At 70.9% G+C, this 17,433-nt stretch carries 10 protein-coding genes; 6 read left to right on the top strand and 4 right to left on the bottom strand.

From position 1 onward, the window contains the following. The first annotated feature begins 96 nt into the window (after positions 1–96). The 6 genes from QSK22_RS25845 (at position 97) to QSK22_RS25820 (ending at position 12,312) form a co-directional block, all read left to right on the top strand. A complete protein-coding gene (locus QSK22_RS25845; RefSeq protein WP_352231482.1) occupies positions 97–642 on the top strand; it encodes a DUF5994 family protein in 546 nt (181 codons plus the stop codon). Positions 643–1,181: 539 nt separating this feature from the next. Continuing rightward, positions 1,182–1,478 carry a hypothetical protein gene (locus QSK22_RS25840; protein ID WP_285496970.1) on the top strand — a complete coding sequence of 99 codons (297 nt, stop codon included), beginning with the start codon at positions 1,182–1,184 and terminating at the stop codon, positions 1,476–1,478. Positions 1,479–3,181: 1,703 nt separating this feature from the next. After that, on the top strand, positions 3,182–4,573 hold the full coding sequence (locus QSK22_RS25835; RefSeq protein ID WP_285496969.1) for a DUF8189 domain-containing protein: 1,392 nt from the start codon (positions 3,182–3,184) through the stop codon (positions 4,571–4,573). Positions 4,574–4,671: 98 nt separating this feature from the next. Then, a complete protein-coding gene (locus QSK22_RS25830; protein ID WP_285496968.1) occupies positions 4,672–6,720 on the top strand; it encodes a DNRLRE domain-containing protein in 2,049 nt (682 codons plus the stop codon). Continuing rightward, on the top strand, positions 6,675–11,765 hold the full coding sequence (locus QSK22_RS25825; RefSeq protein ID WP_285496967.1) for a LamG-like jellyroll fold domain-containing protein: 5,091 nt from the start codon (positions 6,675–6,677) through the stop codon (positions 11,763–11,765). The genes QSK22_RS25830 and QSK22_RS25825 overlap by 46 nt, the downstream gene beginning before the upstream one ends. Further along, entirely contained in the window at positions 11,743–12,312 is a 570-nt protein-coding gene (locus QSK22_RS25820) for a hypothetical protein (protein ID WP_285496966.1), read from the top strand. The genes QSK22_RS25825 and QSK22_RS25820 overlap by 23 nt, the downstream gene beginning before the upstream one ends. Positions 12,313–12,673: 361 nt before the next feature. Here QSK22_RS25820 and QSK22_RS25815 read toward each other — a convergent pair whose 3' ends face one another. Genes QSK22_RS25815 through QSK22_RS25800 form a run of 4 tightly spaced genes read right to left on the bottom strand, consistent with a single transcriptional unit; the run spans position 12,674 to position 17,077 of the window. Beyond that, a complete protein-coding gene (locus QSK22_RS25815) occupies positions 12,674–13,480 on the bottom strand; it encodes a DeoR/GlpR family DNA-binding transcription regulator (protein WP_285496965.1) in 807 nt (268 codons plus the stop codon). Between the two features lie 10 nt (positions 13,481–13,490). Continuing rightward, positions 13,491–14,780, bottom strand: coding sequence for an MFS transporter (locus QSK22_RS25810; protein ID WP_285496964.1), 1,290 nt, complete (start codon positions 14,778–14,780; stop codon positions 13,491–13,493). A gap of 36 nt (positions 14,781–14,816) precedes the next feature. Then, complete coding sequence (gene pdxA / locus QSK22_RS25805; RefSeq protein ID WP_285496963.1) at positions 14,817–15,851, bottom strand: 4-hydroxythreonine-4-phosphate dehydrogenase PdxA; 1,035 nt, start codon at positions 15,849–15,851, stop codon at positions 14,817–14,819. Next, entirely contained in the window at positions 15,848–17,077 is a 1,230-nt protein-coding gene (locus QSK22_RS25800; protein ID WP_285496962.1) for a four-carbon acid sugar kinase family protein, read from the bottom strand. The genes pdxA and QSK22_RS25800 overlap by 4 nt, the downstream gene beginning before the upstream one ends. Positions 17,078–17,433: the final 356 nt, after the last annotated feature.

The following is a 17,433-nucleotide window of genomic DNA, read 5'->3' as shown; positions in this document are numbered from 1 at the left end:
GGCAGACCTCCCAGGCTTACCGCCCCCTCAACGGGCCAGGCGAACAGGTGGCGGAGGACGCGTTCGCTTGCTGATGTCGTGCGACGTAGGGTTGAAATGCCAAGGGTTCTTCGAGCGCTGGTGTCGATGCCGGCGTCGCCCGGGGTGATTGGCTACCCGGCTTTTGAAGCCGAGGACGGGGCAGACGGCATGGCCCACGACACCAACGATTTCACTACGGGTCCTCGGGCCGACCCCCGCGGGGCGAGGTTGTGTCTGGCGGCGGGCACCGCGCACCGTGGAGCTTTGGACGGCGGCTGGTGGCCGCGTTCACATGACGCCAGTACCGAACTACCGGAACTGGTCGCCGGGCTGGCCGGGCACCTTGGCAGGGTGACGCATCTCGCCATCGACACCGACTACTGGGAGCACGTGCCGGGCGACATCACCGTCGCCGGGCGGAAGGTGAAGGTGGGCGGTCTTCCGGGGCTCGGCCATGTGGTCGTCGTGATTCGGGGCCGGATGGACACCTTCCTGCTGCTGGTGGTTCCGCCCGAGGCGGCGCAGACGCACGCATATGCCGCGCTGAACGGATCGGCCGCCGGGGCGGCCAGTGCCTGGCCGGAGGAAATTCTGGCGACCTGTGACATCTCCACCGCGTGAGGTCGCCGCATTTCCGGCACTCAGCGCGACGGCACCCACGCTTCTGCGGCAAGTGGCCGGGTGGGAGGAGGCAATCAACTGGTCCTGGCGCTGAACATGCGCGACGTGCGGATCACCTCGACTGAACGCGGTGAACTGCGGCCCCTGCACATGGACACCGACCGCGTCGCGGCCACTCGCCACCGCGACTCCCGGTGCCGGGCGCCGCGCGGTCGGCGCGCACCCTCTGCCACAGGGCGGCCACGGCCACGCGGTGGCGGTGCGGGTCGGCCACTGAATAGCGCGGTCGCCGTGTGCGGCTGCGCGGTCGGCGGGCCGCGCACGTATGGCGGCGGCCGGTTGGGGTGGCTACCGGCGGCGGGCGGCGACTGTTCGGCCCGGCACGCCGCCGAGTGGTGCTGGCCGCCACGACACGCCGCCCTGTCGATGACCAGGGGCCAACCCGGTGGTCTCCTCCCTCTCCGCCGGGCGTGGCGTTGGCATCGCTGCGGGTGCGTGACCTGGTGCATTGCGGTTCCTGAACCTGGGAGATGACGGTCATGAGTGCAACGGCGGCCGACGTATGGATCGCGGCCCATGATGGTGGCGACCTGGTCCGCGCTGATGCGATCGTCTTGATTCGCTTCGACGGCACCGGTCGGCTGACTGCGCAGCTCCGGGACGAGGCGAGGGTCACGGTGGCTCTGCTGGAGGGGTCGGCTTCCGGCCGACCGCCCGGTGATTTCCATTGCCAGCTGATTCGGATGATCTCCGAACTCGCGGCTTCCAGCGGCGCCCACCTCGTCTACGCCCACAAGGACGACCGCGGCTGGCGCTGGGTGAGCGAGACGCTGTAGGACGCGTATGACACCACGGCCTCAGTGGTGGAGACCTCCGATACAAAGGTGAACCGGGAACCTATATGTGTTTGTGCAGGCCCAATGGTCGAAACGCTCATCATGAACGGTGCAGTGCGTTGTTGAATACGCTGACGGGCCAGTGCGTGATGATGTGTCGGCCTCGCCTAATCACCCAGGACCACGGCCCAACAGGGCGCGGGTAACCGTACCCGCGCCCTGTTGGGCCGTCCTCGGCGACTGGTCGCGCCGGAACGCCTCGCCGCTCGCGTCGACAGTCAGGGCCGCCGCGGCCTGCCTTCAGCGCTGCGATGTGATCTGCGCCTTTTTTGCTCAGATGTCTGCAAAATTCCAAGACGCGTCAGCTCCCCGCGATGAAGGGTCTCGCGCGTCGGTTTCCGCTGGTCAGGAGTGACCTGGGAGCCCTACGGCGCCCTCGGTCGCAACTGTGCGCCGCCGTGAAATCTCGCCCTCGCCGCCGGGCTGGATGTGATGTTTGGCACTGCATGTGGTCTAGACAGCATGGGCGTGCCACCGCCTCACGCAAAGGCGCAGGTCAAAATTGATGGTCACTGCCACAGCGGCCAGATGGAGTCAGTGACCACTGACCGCATCCGGCCTTCTCTCTTGTCTGCCGTCTCGCCGTGTTCCTCTCTTGAAAGCCTGTCTTGATCACGTCGCGGCCCGCTTCCCGCGGCGTTTCGGCTAAGGGGGCGGGGTGCGGAGAAGTAGCTCGCGTATTGTTTCCGCAGTTCTCACAATCGTGCTCGGGGTGGCGCTCGCCGTCGTATCGACGTCATCATCCGGTGCGGCGCAGACGCGCTGGAACGCCAAAGGTGAATTCGGGGCCAGCGCGGTTCCCGCCAGTCCGCCCGAGGCGGGGCAGTGGTACAAGGTGCGCGGGGCGGTTGCCGACGCCCTGAAGATCGCCGCTGATTCGACCGCCACGGTGCAGATCTCCGGCAAGGCCGGCATTCCGTCCTCCGGTGTGGCGTCGGTGGCCCTGAACATAGCGGTGAGTGGCGCCGACGGCACGGGCCAACTGATCGTCTATCCGTCGGGGGTCGCCAAGCCCGACACCACGGCGATCCGGTACCGCAAGGGCTTCTACACGCAGAACCTGGTGTTCACGAAGGTCGGCTCCGACGGCAGAGTTGTCATCAGCAATGAGGATGCCAGCGCCGTCACCGTCTACGCCGACGTGCACGGCTACACCCTCAACGCCGCCGGGGGCGCGGCCGGCCCGACGCTCGTCCCGCTCACCCCGACCCGTTTCGGCCAGGTGAGCGTTCCGGCCAACGGCACCGTCCAGGTGGCGCCGTTGGGCAAGGCGGGGCTGCCCAGCACCGGAGTCTCGGACGTGCTGTTCACCATGTCCGCCAAGAGCTCGACCAGCGGCAAGCTCGTCGTCTACCCCTCGGACGGGACGAAACCCGGTGACACCAATCTGGACTACGGGCTCAACCTGACCTTCCAGAACCAGGTGATCGCGAGGGTGGGCGCCGACGGCAAGGTCAACATCAACAACGCCGGTTCCCAGGCGGTCACCGTCACCCTGGACGTGACGGGCTACTGGGCCAGGCCGAACGCCCCCGTGCGCGGCTCGACGACCCACGCCCTCACCCCGGCGCGTCTCGCCACTGACGTGACGATCGCCGCGAACGGCACGTACACGCTCGCGCCGCTGGGCGCCGGCGTCGGGGGTGACCGGCGTCTACCTCAACGCCACGACGTACGGGTCCGGCAACGGCACCGTCCGGGTCTTCCCGGCGGGCATGGCGGCCCCGTCGATCCACACGGTGACCTACCAGGCCGGCACCGCCTACAGCGGCGCTCTGCCCGCCAAGCTCGGCACCGACGGCAAGATCACGATTCAGAACGCCAGCTCCACGAGCGTCCGCGTCTGGGTGGACGTGTTCGCCTACTTCAAGGAGCCGGTGAGCGGATGCACCGCGGCGGCGGCCGCCACGGCGGGCACCGCCAAGGCCGGTGCGGCCGCGGACAGCGTGCCGATCGAGTCGTTCTCCCGGACGACGGTGGTTCAGGCATCGCCGGTCGGCGGCGCCTCGGTCGGCATGATCGAGCTCGCCTACGCCGACAACATCGGGCGGCTGCTGCACGGCCGCGCGGATCCGTCGGCGATCTCCTCGGTGCAGTGGACGGCCGTGCACGGGAACGAGGCGTTCACGGGTCAGCCGGCCCTCGCCGAGCAGGCCGACGGGCGGCTGCAGATGCTGGCGCACAACGTCAACGGGCCGGTGTGGACGATGACCCAGGCCACCAAGTCGCCTGCGGCCTGGGGCGCGTGGGCCGACACCACCCGGCCGATGGCCTCGCATGTCTCCGTGGCCAGGCATGACGACACTTTGGTGGCGTTCGCGGTGGACGCGGCCGGGGTGCTGTGGGCGCTGCCGCAGTACGGCGCGAACGACCCCCACAAGGACTGGATCAACCTCGGGATGACCGGGTTGGCCGCGACCACCGCTCCGGTGGTGGTCCCGGTGGCCAACGGGGTGCGGATCTTCGTGCTGGACGCCTCCGGCACCTGGCGGACCGCGCTGTACGCCCGCGGCGTCGTGTCGGGATGCGCGGCGATCAGCGGACCGGGCTTCTCGGGAACGGCGTCGGTGGTCGTCTACCCGGGCAGCAGGCTGCGGATCTTCGTGCGGGCCGCGGACGGCCGGATCCTGACCAAGATGCAGGACGCCTCCGGCGGCTTCCCGCAGGACTGGACGCCGGTCGGGGACTTCGTGGCCGCCGGTGCCCCGTCCGCGCTGATCAGCCCCGGCAGCGGCAAGACCGAGGTGGTCGCCCGCGGTCAGGACGGCAAGATCTACAGCACCGGCGAGACGATCCAGGGGTCGGGCGAGTGGCGCCCGTGGACGAACGCCCACCCTGAGGACAGTTACGTGGCCGCCACGGACCCGACCGCCTTCGAGTACTTCGGGACGAACGGCGCCACGTGGGCGTTCACCTTCCGCACCAGCGGCCAGACGTCGCTGTTCTACGCGCCCAGGGATGAGGTGGCGCGGCTGTCGAAGAGCGCCCCGGGCTTCACCGGCCGGGCCTTGACGGCGCCGCCGTCCGGGCGTTGACGCTGTGCGCCGCGCCGTCCGCGCACCGCGCGGGCGGCGCGGCCGGAACCGCTTCTTCGGCCGACTTTCGGGGACTGCGCGGCGATCAGGAGTGACCGATGCTTGGGTGGGTCCGGTTGGTGCCCGGCACGGGGGCGCGGTTGAGCGGGCGCTTCTCCGCAGCGTTCAAGACTCTCGCGGCGGTGATGGTGCTGTGCCTGATCGCCTCCATGGACAGCGGGACGGGAGCGCTGTCGAGCTGGCGCGACCTGCCCGACGCGCACGGCCCCCGGCAGAGATGGGGTTCGGCCAAGAGCGGCGGTTCCCACATCAAGGACGGCCCGCGCAACCGGCACGTGCCTTCGACGCTGCGTTCCCGCTATCCGCTGACGCAGGCCAAGCCGGCCGCGGCCGCGCGGCCGCCGCGGAACACCGCGCGGGTGGCGAGCGCCCCGGCGGCGGAGCCGAAGGTGTCGGGTTACGACGCCGAGACCAGCCGGGAGCTGCCGGAACGGCGTGACGCCCACGCGCGTACGTTCGCCAACGCCGACGGCACCGAGTCGACGGAGTTCTCGGCCCGTCCGATCAACTACCGGCGTCCGGACGGGACGTGGGCGCCGGTGGACACCCGACTGGTGCCGGTCGGCGCGCATGGCCGGCAGGGGTGGCGCAACGCGGCCGACGCCGTCGACATCCGGTTGGCGCCGCGGACGGGCGCGGGCGTGACGGTGCGGATGTCGTTGGGTGCCGGGCAGGAGGTCGGTTACGGGCTGCAAGGCGCCGACGCCGCGCAGGGCTGGGCGCACGAACGCGGCGTCACCTATCCGGACGTGTGGCGCGACACCGATCTGAAGGTCGATGTCGGGTCGGGGTCGGTGAAGGAGACGATCGTGCTGCGGTCGGCGAAGGCGCCGCGCACGTTCGTGTTCCCGCTGTCGCTGCGGGGCCTGTCGGCGAAGGTCGCGGGCGGGCAGGTGGTGTTCACCGACGCCGCCGGCCGGACGCGGGCGGTGGTCCCGGCCGGGTTCATGACCGACTCGGCGGAGACTCCGGCGTCGTCGAACGGGGTCTCCTACAGCATCGTCGCGGCCGGGGGCGTCCCGGCGCTGCGGGTCGACGTGGACGGCGCGTGGCTGTCGGATCCGGCGCGCGCGTTCCCGGTGATGGTGGACCCCAGCGTGGAGATCACCGCGGCGGGGACGAGCCTGACGGTGAATGACGGCGGGTCGGCCGGCGGGGCCGAGTCGCTGACGATCGGGTCGCGTTCGGCGGCGTACATCGCCTTCCCCCAGGTCAGCGAGAAGCTGAGGTATCACAAGATTTTCGGCGCGTCGCTGTGGATGGTGAACTACGACTCGGCGACGTGCCGGGCGCGGCCGGTGACGGTGCATCCGGTGACCGAGGCGTGGGTGGGCCGGTCCGGCCTGTCGTATCCGGGGCCGAAGGTGGGCGGGCGGCTGGCGCGCTCGTCGTTCTGCCACGGCTACATCGCGTTCGGCGCGACGAAGTCCAGGTGCCCGACCAAGGCGGTGTCGTTCAATCTCGGCAAGGGCGGGCGCGACCTGGTGCAGCGGTGGGTGAACGGCCAGCAGTCCAACTACGGGCTGTCGGTGCGCGACGACTCCTCCGACGGGCTGGGCTACAAGAAGTTCACCGGGCACGACACCGCCAACCCGCCGCGGCTGATCGTGACGCACAGCCCGTACAACGCCTCCTACTCCACGCCGAACCCGGTGCCGGACCCGCCGGTCACGCAGGCGCAGAACGGCCGGGTGAAGATCACCGCGACCAACACCGGGGCGCAGCCGTGGACGGCGGGCCAGTACTACCTGGCATACCGGGCGTACGACGGCAAGGGGAAGCTGGTCACCCAGCAGCGCGCGGCCGACCTGACCACCACCGTGGCGCGGGGCGGGAAGGTGACGTTCGACGCGGTGATCAGGGCCTTGCCGCCGGGGACGTACTCGCTCGACTTCACGATGGCGCGCAAGGGCGGGCCGGTGTTCATCGACGAGCAGGTCCCGCCGCTGCGGATCATCATCAAGAACATCGATATCGCGCCGGTGCTGCGGGAGCTGTACCCGCCCAACGGCTACCAGTCGCCGACGCTGTCGCCGCAGCTGTGGGCGACGGCGGTGGACCTGGAGCCCCGGCGGGATCGTCGCTGAGCTACAAGTACGAGGTCTGCGAGAAGAATGCCGCGGACGGTTCGGCGGTCAACTGCTTCGACTCCGGCTACGTGCGCACCCATGCCTGGACGGTTCCGGCCGGGAAGCTGTCGTGGAGCAAGACCTACCTGTGGCGGGTGTTCGTCAAGGACACCGGCAACGAGGTCCCGTCCGAGCGGGTGATGTTCCAGACGGCGGTGCCGCAACCGGAGATCACCTCGCGGCTGGCCGGGGCGCAGGAGCGGGAGTTCGACCCGCACACCGGCAACTTCTCCACCTCGGCGGTGGACGCGTCGGTCGCCAACGTCGGGCCGGAGCTGAGCCTGGAGCGCACCTACAACAGCTTGGACCCGCGCCGCGACTCCCCGTTCGGCGCCGGATGGACGACGCAGTTCGACATGCGGCTGACCGAGGACAAGGACGGCTCGGGCAACGTGGTGATCGGCTACCCGGACGGGCAGCAGGTGCGCTACGGCCGCAACCCCGACGGCACGTTCTCTCCGCCGCCGGGCCGGCACGCCACGCTGACCGTGAACGGCTCCACCTGGAAGCTGACCGACAAGACCGGCCGCACCTTCGAGTTCGTCAACACCCGGCTCACCAAGATCACCGATCCGGGGGCGCAGTCGGTCACGCTGACCTACGACCCGCTGACCGGGAGGCTGTCGCGGGCGACGGCGGCCGGCGGACGCTACCTGTCGTTCACCTGGTCGGGTGACCGGGTCGCCGCCGTGTCCACCAACCCGGTCGACGGCAAGGCGCTGACCTGGACCTACACCTACACCGGCGACCTGCTCACCAAGGTCTGCGCGCCCGGTGACCGGTGCACCGCCTACGAGTACGCCCCCGGCTCGCACTACCGCAGCGTGGTCATGGACACGCGGCCGGAGTCGTACTGGCGGCTGGGCGAGGCCGAGGGCACCAGCGCGGCCAGCCAGGTCGCGATCAACCTCGGCGAGGACGCGGCCGCCTACAAGAACGTCACGCTCCAGGCCCCCGGGGCGCTGACCGGCACCGACAACACCGCCGCCGCGTTCAACGGCACCACCTCCCAGGTGACGCTGCCGGGCGGGGCGCTGAAGAAGAGCCGCGACCTGGCCGTGGAGGTGTGGTTCAAGAACAATCCGACAGCGTCCGGCGGCCCCCTGGTCGGCTACCAGGACAAGCCGCTGGACAGCACCTCCGCGGTCGGCGTGCCGGTCCTGTACACGGGCCTGGACGGCAGGCTGCGCGGCCAGTTCTACAGCGGTGGCACCATCTCCCCGATCACCTCGGCCGTGGCGGTGAACGACGGCAAGTGGCATCATGCCGTGCTGTCGGCGATGGGGTCCACGCAAACCCTCTACCTGGACGGCAAGGTGGTCGGCACGCTCACCGGCCAGACCCCCGACCATCTCGATCTGACCTACAACCAGCTCGGCGCCGCCTACGCCTCGACGCCTGCCTCCTGGCCCCAGTGGGGTACGGCCGCACGCCGCTTCTACACCGGCACCCTCGACGAGGTCGCCGTCTACCACCACCCCCTCGGCCCGGCACAGGTGGCGGCGCACTACACCGAGGCGCTGCGTACCGCCGACCAGTTGACCAAGGTCACGCTGCCGAGCGGCAAGGTCGCCGCCGAGGCGTCCTACGACACCGCCGCGGACCGCGTCGCCGAGTACACCGACCGCGACGGCGGCACGTGGAAGATCAAGCCGCCCACGGTGTACGGCGGCGACGCCGACCTGCGGCGCGCGGTCGAGGTCCGCGACCCGGCCGACCGGCCGTACCTGTACGAGAGCGACGCGATCACCGGCAACCTGATCAGGGTCGGCATCCCCCTGGGACTGGAGACGCGCGAGGAGGACCGCCCGGAGCCGAGCCCGTCGCCGTCGCCCACCTGCAACCACCCCGACCCGGGCGACCCGGCGTTCTGCACCGACCCGCCCGGCAACCCCGGCGACATCCCGGACTTCGTCGGCATCCCGTTGACCGGGATGGGAATGCGCACGTTCCAGTACGACGACCGCGGCTTCCCCACCGTCGTCACCAACGAGAACGGCGACAGCGCCAAGTTCACCCATGACGCCCGCGGCAACGTGACCTCCCGTACGACCTGCCGGTCCAAGGACGTCTGCCACACCGCCTACTTCACCTACCCGTCCCTCACCGACCCGGCCGACCCGCGCAACGACAAGCCGATCGAGTTCCGCGACGGGCGTTCCACCAGTGCCACCGACAACCGGTACCGGACCGGCTACACCTACACCACCTCCGGCAAGCTGCTCACCCAGACCAACCCCGAGGGCGGCGGCCAGATCGGCTACACCTACACCACCGGCGCCGAAGCGGCGGTCGGCGGCGGCACCATGCCGCCCGGCCTGGTGCTGACCGCCCACCCCGACGCGGCCGACCGCACCTGGACCACCGGCTACGACGCGGCCGGCAACCCCGTCAGGCTCGTCGCGCCCGGCGGCGTCACCCGCGAACGCAGCTTCGACCCGGGCAACCGCCTCCTGCGCGAAACCGGCACCGGCCCCTCGGCCCCGTCCGCCGAACGCGTCTTCGGCTACGACTCCGCAGGGCGGCTCATCAAGGTCAACGCCGGTTCGGACACCAACGTCTACACCTGGAACGACCGCGGCGAGCTGCTGACGGCCGAAGGCCCCTCCGGCCAGGCCACCATGACCTACGACGCCGACGGCCGGCTCACCGGCCGCACCGACGCCGCCGGGACCGCGGCGTTCGGTTACAGCCGAGGCCGCCTGCAGACGCTCCAGGACGGCATCACCGGCGTCACCCAGACCTTCGGCTACAACACCGCCGGACAGCTCAACAAGATCGACTACGGTTCCGGGCGGATCCGCACCTTCGACTACGACGATCTCGGCCGCGTCACCGCGGACACGCTCAAGAACGGCTCCGGCGCGACCGTCGCGTCCATCACCTACGGCTACGACGACAACGACCGGACCACCCGCAAGACCACTGCGGGCACCGCCGGTGCAGGCGAGAACACCTACGCGTACGACCGCGCCGGCCGCCTGAAAGCGTGGACCCGCGACGGCGCCACGACCGAATACGACTGGGACGCCTCCGGCAACCGCGTCCGGGCCGGAAGCGTCACGGCCACCTACGACGAACGCAACCGCCGACTCACCGAAGGCCAGACCACCTTCGCCTACACGCCGCGCGGCACCCTGGCCGCCGCATCCGCACCCGGCGGCGGCGAGAACTACACCTTCGACGCCTTCGACCGGCTCACCGCCGCGGGCCCGACCACCTACACCTACGACGGCCTGGACCGCATCGCCACACGGAACGGCGCGCCGTTCGGCTACGCGGGGCCGGCGGACGACCCGGTGACGGACGGTGCGCACCGGTACTCCCGCGGCCTGGCCGACGACGTCGTCGCCGTGGACGGCGGCGCCGGCGGCCGCGTCGCCCTCGCCGACAAGCACGGAGACGTGGTCGGCGCCTTCGACCCGGCCGCACCCCTCGCGGCCGTGGCCGACTCCAGCGCCTACGACCCGTTCGGCCGGCGGATCGCGCACAGTGGCGCCTGGACGAACGTCGGCTACCAGGGCGACTGGACGGATCCGGATTCCGGACAGGTCAAGATGGGTGCGCGCTGGTACTCGCCCGAGTCGGGGGCGTTCAACAGCCGCGACTCCCTGACCCTCGACCCGACGCCGTACTCCGTCAACGCCAATCGCTACACCTACGGCAACGCCGATCCGCTCGACAACGCGGACCCCACCGGCCACTATGCCGTCGGCCCCATCGCCGGGGGACTCCTGGCCGCCAGGCTCGCATGGCTGGCCTGGCGTGCATGGCGCGCCTACCGAGTCGCACAGCTTATCAAGATCACCCTGTCCGCCTCCCCACCGCCGGCACGGCCCTGGTCCACGGGATGGGACAGCTGGTACGACAGATTCACAGCGTGCCCGGGCGTACCGTGCCAACCCGGTGGCAAAGGCGACTACCACAGGTCCGGGCCGAGCAGGGGAGGATACGCGCCCGGCCGCAGCGGCTACTACGGGGGCAATGTGGGCCTCTCGGCCGCGCAGCGGGCGGCGATCGCGCGTGCCTTGGCGATCGCCAGGGCACGCGCGAGGACGGCGGCGGCCAAGCGCCGCGCGGAGAAAGACGCACGGAACAAGGCCAGAAAGATCAGCCCGTCACTGCGCAAGCCCTCCTATGCCGACCCCGCCTCCCGTATTTCGACCGGCCCCGCCCGGAAGGCCACGAGAGCCAGGTCGTACGACGTGGTCAAGGACACGGTGCGGTCTCTGCAGGCCATCCGCCAGAGGGCGGTCGATGAGGCCGGCTCCGTCGTGTCCCAGGTGACCTTGCCCGTGGTCGTGCCGTTGGAGGTCCCGGTCGGCCAACCGGCCGCGTCCGTCACCGGCCCTCCGCCCCCGACCAGCACCGCGCTCGCCCCGTCACCGCCCAACCCGTCGCCCGCACCGGCCTCCGTCATGCAGACGGCGGGGCTGCCCGCCGCGGGTTCCGCGGTGCAGGACGATGACGAGGAATGCGTCCCCAGAAAGAACTATGGCGGATTTGACAAAAATGGATACCACTCCGGCGCCTATGCCAGATTCTGCACCGCCCAAGACCTGGCCGGCGGATCGGCGGCGTCCAAGGACATCGATCCGCCGGGCTGGCCGAAACGTGATCCGCAGACCGGAAAGTCGACGAATCGGTGGCTCACCCAGACCCGGCAGTACGAGTTCGCTCGCTGTCATTTGATCGGGAATCAGCTCGGCGGCGACGGCTATGACGCGAACAACCTCATCACCTGCTACCAGTCTCCGGTCAACACTCCCGTGATGAGAGGTCTGGAGAATCGGGTTGCGGAGGCCGTGCGTGACGGCCAGGTGGTCGACTACTGGGTCAAGCCCGTTTATGAGTCCGGAGACGTGATTCCGGACAAGATACGCCTCACCGCGCGAGGACGTTACCCTGATGGAAGGCCGGGTATCGACCTGGACAGATGTCTCATCAACCAGATGCTTCCCAAAAACAGGATCGAGCGCAGTGGCAGTGTTTGCGGACCTTGAGCGCCTTGCCGGACCGCCGTTGTACCCGTCGCCTTCGGTGGACTGGGACGAGTTGGAGCGGGCCGTCGCCTTCCGCTTCCCCGACGCCTACAAGCGACTCTTCGACAAGTACCCGCATCTGCAGCTCGACGGCTTCCTCGGAGTGTTCCACCCGGGGGACGACATCGCGTTGTTGCTGGAGGGGACGCGTACAGCGCTGGAGTCCCTCCGGGAGCTCGCCGCCTACGGCGGTTCCGTGACCTTGGTCGACGACTCCGGCGCGAAAAGCGAGATACCTCCGTATCCGCTGTGGCCGGAGGCTGGCGGGCTCTTCCACTGGGGGGCGACCGAGAACGGCGACTTCTGCCTGTGGTTGACGAGCGGGCCGAACGCGCCGGATTGGCCGATCGTCGTCACCGACGGCATCGAGTACTGGCGTTACGACGGGGGCTTCGTGAACTTCCTGGTCGGTGTGCTGAACCGCACGGTGCGCTGCCCGATCTTTCCGGACAACTTCCCGTCGAGCCTTCGCGTCGACCAGTTCGACGTACGGCAGTGGGATTCCTGACGGAATCATCGCCGCGGGAATGTCTCCGGGTTGGAACGGCGGCGGGCGGCGTGCCGGGAGGTCGCCTGCCGCCGTCACACCCGGGGCACGGCCCTTTCAGGGCGGGTGCGTTGTGGGCGCGGCGGCCGTACAGCGGTGACATGCCCAGGTGCGTGAAGAAGTGCTTGCGCAGGGCGACGGGGTCGCCGAAGCCGCAGGCGGTGGCGATCCCGTCGAGGAGGCCGCTCGTCCCTGACACCGACCGGGGCGGCGGCCCGGTGCCGCATCGCACGCGCTGTGCATAGTCCGCCGGGCCGCCTCTGCCTCACTGCTGAGAGGTGCGCCACCGCGGTTGTCCGGCAGCCGCGGTGACGAGACGCGCTCAGCCGGGATGCCGCGGGGTGTCGGGGGGGTCCGGCTCCGTGGCGATCAGGGTGTCGCCGGGCAGCGGCTCCAGGTCGGCGGGCCGGGCGGCCGCGTCGACGATCACGGTGTGCGGGCGGTCGAGCGGAGCCCAGTACGCGAACGGCTCCGCGCCGATCTTGCTGTGGTCGGCGAGCACATAGGTGGCGCGTCCGGCGTGCAGCATCAGATGCTTGATCCGGGCCTGCTCGGGCGACGGGCAGCACAGGCCGCGGGCGGTCACGCCGTCCGCGCCCAGGAAGACCTTGTCGGGACCCAGCCAGCGCAGCTGCTCCTCGGCGAACGGGCCGACCACCCCCTCGCCGGGGTGGCGGACCCGCCCGCCGAGCAGGATCAGTTCGACGCCGGGGGCCTCGGCCAGCAGGGCGATGGCGTTGAGCCCGGCGGCGATCACGGTGATGCCTGTGCGGTCGCGCAGCCGCCGGGCCAGCCGCGCGGTGGTGGAACCGGCGTCCAGCAGCACCACGTCGCCGGTCTCCACGAGGTCGGCGGCGACGGCGGCGATGGCCTCCTTCTCCCGCCGGTGGCCGTGCTCCTTCTCGCGCAGCGGCAGTTCGTGCGGGTGCGGACCGCCCACCGCGCCGCCGTAGGTGCGGGTGATCTCGCCGGACAGCTCCAGTTCGCGCAGGTCGCGGCGGACGGTGGAGGTGGACACCCCGAACCGGCGGGCCAGTTCGTGGATGTTGCCGTTGCCCGCCTGGACCTCCCGCACCAGCATGGCCCGGCGTTCGGCGGTCTGGGCCCTCGGCCCGCGTCGTACGGTCAACACTCCCCCATCAGGCGGTCCGTTGTGCGGCAACCGCATGATCCCCGACGGCGGGCACCGGGCGCAGGCCGAACCAGGAGACCGCCGCCCCGGCGGCCAGGAATCCGGCCAGCGCGACGAACCCGGCGTTCTGCGAGCCGGTCAGGTCGGTCAGCCAGCCGACCAGGTACGGCCCCATGAAGCCGCCCAGGTTGCCCAGCGCGTTGATCAGCCCCATGGCCACGGCGATGACCTCGAACCGCAGCACCTGCGCGGGCATCGCCCAGAACGGCCCGTAGGGCGCGTAGACGCCCGCGGCGACCACGCACAGCAGCACCATCTGCGCGACGCCGCCGTGCACGAGCTGCCCGGCCAGCAGCCCGGCGATCGCCACGACCTGGGGGATCGCGACGGCGGCGCGCCGGTTGCCGGTGCGGTCCGAGCGGGTCGCGTTGTAGATCATGGCCGCCAGCGCGACGGTGTAGGGGATCGCGGTCAGCCACCCGACGGCGGTGGCGGACGCGTCCCCGGTCATCGTCTTGATCACGGTGGGCAGCCACAGGCTGAAGCCGTAGAACCCGGTGATCCAGCAGAAGTACACCAGCACCAGCAGCTGGACGCGGCGGTCGCGCAGCGTCTGCCCGTACCCGGCCTGCCCCGTCGACGGCTTGGCCGCCTCATCCTCGGCCAGCGCCCGCTCGACGTACGCACGCTCCTCGGGCGAGACCCACCGTGCCTGCGACGGCCGGTCGGCGATGGCGAACCACCACACCGCGGCCCACACCAGCGGCGGCAGCCCCTGCGCGACGAACACCGTGCGCCAGTCCATGTGGTCGAGCATCCAGCCGGACAGGGGCGCCATGATGATGGACGAGATCGGCAGGCAGGCCATCCACAGCGCGTTGGCCCGCGCCCGTTCCCGCAGCGGGAACCAGGACGCCAGTAGGATGAGCACCGCCGGCCACACCCCGCCCTCGAACAGGCCGAGGACGAGCCGGGCCACGTACAGCTGCGTCTCGCTGTGCACGAGGCCGCAGGTCATGGCGGCCAGACCCCACGCGATCATGAGGATGAGCACCGTCTTGCGGGCGCTCCACCGCGCCGCCAGGACGGCGGCGGGGATCTGCAGGACCATGTAGCCGACGAAGAAGATCCCGCTGGCCATGCCCTTGGCGCTGCCGGACAGCGGGAAGTCGTCGTCCATGTACGGCAGGATGATCGCGACGTTGTTGCGGTCCAGATAGGCCAGCATGTACATGATCGCGGCGACCGGGATCACGTACGTCCAGCGGCGGGCGGGTGCGGTGGCGGCGGTGGTCATCGGGGGTGGGTTCCTTCCGCTCGCGGGGTCGGACTGTCAGCGGGTGGCGTATTCGGCGCGGATGCGGTCGGCGTAGGGGGCGAACTCGACGGCGGTGCGGAACGCGGCGGCCATGGTGCCGGGGGAGGCCGTGCCGGTGCCGGCGATGTCGAAGGCGGTGCCGTGGTCCACGGAGGTGCGCAGGATCGGCAGGCCGACGGTGACCGAGACGGTGCCGTGGAAGTCGACGGTCTTGGCGGGGATGTGGCCCTGGTCGTGGAAGTGCGACAGGACGCCGTCGTAGCGTCCCTCCAGGCCCTGATGGAAGACCGAGTCGGCGGGGACGGGGCCGGTGACGTCCAGGCCCGCGGCGCGGGCGGCCTCCACCGCGGGGGCGATCGACACGATCTCCTCGTCGCCGAAGTTGCCGTTCTCGCCGCCGTGCGGGTTGACGGCCGCGACCGCCAGCCGCGGGGTCCGGCCGTCCGCGCCGAACACGCGCAGCGCGGCGTAGGCCTCGCGGATCGCCTCCTCGACGACCTGCTTGCTCAGCTTGTCCAGCGCGTTGCGCAGGGACATGTGCCGGGTGGTGAAGAAGATCTTCAGGCCGCGGACGACGAACATCGTGTTGTGCCGGGTGGAGCCGGTCAGCTCCCCGAGCATCTCGGTGTGGCCGAGGTGCTTGGACCCGGCGGCCCAGATCGCCTCCTTGTTGATGGGGGCGGTGACGACCGCGTCGGCGACGCCGTCGAGGGCCAGCCGGGCGGCCGTCTCGATCGCGGCGACCGCCGCGCGCCCCGCGACCGGGTCGACCTTGCCCCATTCCAGGTCCGCGCCGGCGATGCCGAGGTCGAGCACGTCGATCACGCCTTCGGTGAAGCGCGCCTGGCCGGGGTCGGAGACCGCGTTGATCTCCACGTCCAGGCCGCAGATGCGGGCGGCGCGCTCCAGCACGGCGGCGTCGCCGACGGCCAGCCCCCGGGCGGCGCGCGCCGACGCGGGGTCGGCCAGGGTGCGCGCGGTGATCTCGGGGCCGATGCCCGCCGGGTCGCCGAGGGTGACGGCGAGCAGCGGTCGGGTGTCCGCACTCATCTATGCATCTTCCTTTCGTCGCGAATCGTGATCATGCGGAGGTGTTCCACGCAGTCGACGGCGGCCTGCCGGTCGCCGATGAGACCGCCCTTGGCGGCGAACGGGAACCCGTCGTGCGGGCCGCCGACCAGCCGTCCGGCGACGGCCAGGGGCTGCACCTCGGCGTCCACCTCGAAGCCCTCGGCGCCCAGGGCGTCGACCACGGCGACCGACACGTCGCCGCCGGTCGCGTACACCCCGCCCACGCGCCCGGACTCCACCACGTTGCGGGCGACCGCGGCCAGCACGTGCGGGATGCGTCCGGCCAGCGCCGGGTCGAACTCGGCGGGGACCATGCGCAGCCCGGCCACGGTGGCGCCGTCGTCCAGCAGCCCGATGACGTCGGCGGTCAGGGCGTCCTCGTCGAGCGCGGTCACCTCGCACAGGCGTGCGCCGAGGATGTGACCGGCCTCCCGCAGCTGTTCGGTGGTGCGGGCGGTGACGCTGCCCGCGACCACCAGGATCGGCTTGGGCGTGCCGCCGATGCCCAGTTCGGCGGCGAGCGCGGCGCCGAACGGCCCGGAGTCGACCGACAGCCAGGTCTCGCCGGTGGCCGCCGCCGCCCGCGCCAGCACGGACACGTGCCCGGGGGTGACCGCGTCGCACACCAGGACGTCGGACCGGTCGGCCCGCATCGCACGCACCAGGGTCTCCTGCCCGGCCTGGACGACATCGAGGACGATCTCCCCCACGCTCAGCTCGGTCTGGGCGCGCAGCAGCGTGGCGACACGGGACGCGGTGATCGGGCTGAGCGGGTCGCGGGCGGCGTCGGTCTCGGTGAGCGGAACGCCGTCGACCAGGTGGACGCCGCCGACCGTGGTGCGGCCCGCGCTGGGGAAGGCGGGAACGCACAGCGCCCGCGCGTGCGGCACCCTAGCCCGCAGCCCTTCCAGCATCCCGGTCAGCTCGGCGCCGACATTGCCGCGCAGGGTGGTGTCGACCCGTTTGACCAGGAGCCGCATGTCACTGCCGAGCGCCTCGGCGACCTCGGCGACCAGGGCGCGGGCGCGCGCGGCCGGGCAGTGCCTGCTTCCGGTGTTGACCACCACCACGTCGGCCGCATCCCTGTGCCGCCGCGCATGGCGGATGTCGCTGACCGTGACGGCGCGCATGCCCTGCCGCGCGAACAGCGCGCCCGTCGCATTGCTTCCGGTGAGGTCGTCGGCGACGACCAGGACCTCCGCCACCAATGCCACCTAGTTGCGTGAACCGAGCAAGATTAACCTGCTCGAAACTTTCGACTAACGTCCTGTCAGCATCCGATGTACCGGTGGCCGCTGTCAATACCCCGCCCTAGTTGCTCAAACTGAGCAACTAGCGTCGTCCAGCGGTCTCGCGCTCGCCGGCGTCGCCCGGGAGCTCGCGAGGGCGGGTCGCGGGGGTGACCCGGTCCGGGTGTCGAGCACAGGCGGCCGTCGGCGGTCCGACGCCCGTGCGGCGGGGCTGCCCGCCGCGGGTTCCGCGGTGGAGGACGATGACTGCATCCGGGCCGGAAACGGCGACGGCGGACGGCGTGCCGGGAGGCCGCCTGCCGCCGTCACGT

Source organism: Actinomadura sp. NBRC 104425, assembly GCF_030269545.1.
Lineage (GTDB): Bacteria > Actinomycetota > Actinomycetes > Streptosporangiales > Streptosporangiaceae > Spirillospora > Spirillospora keratinilytica.
This window is presented reverse-complemented; position numbering and strand designations above follow the sequence as displayed.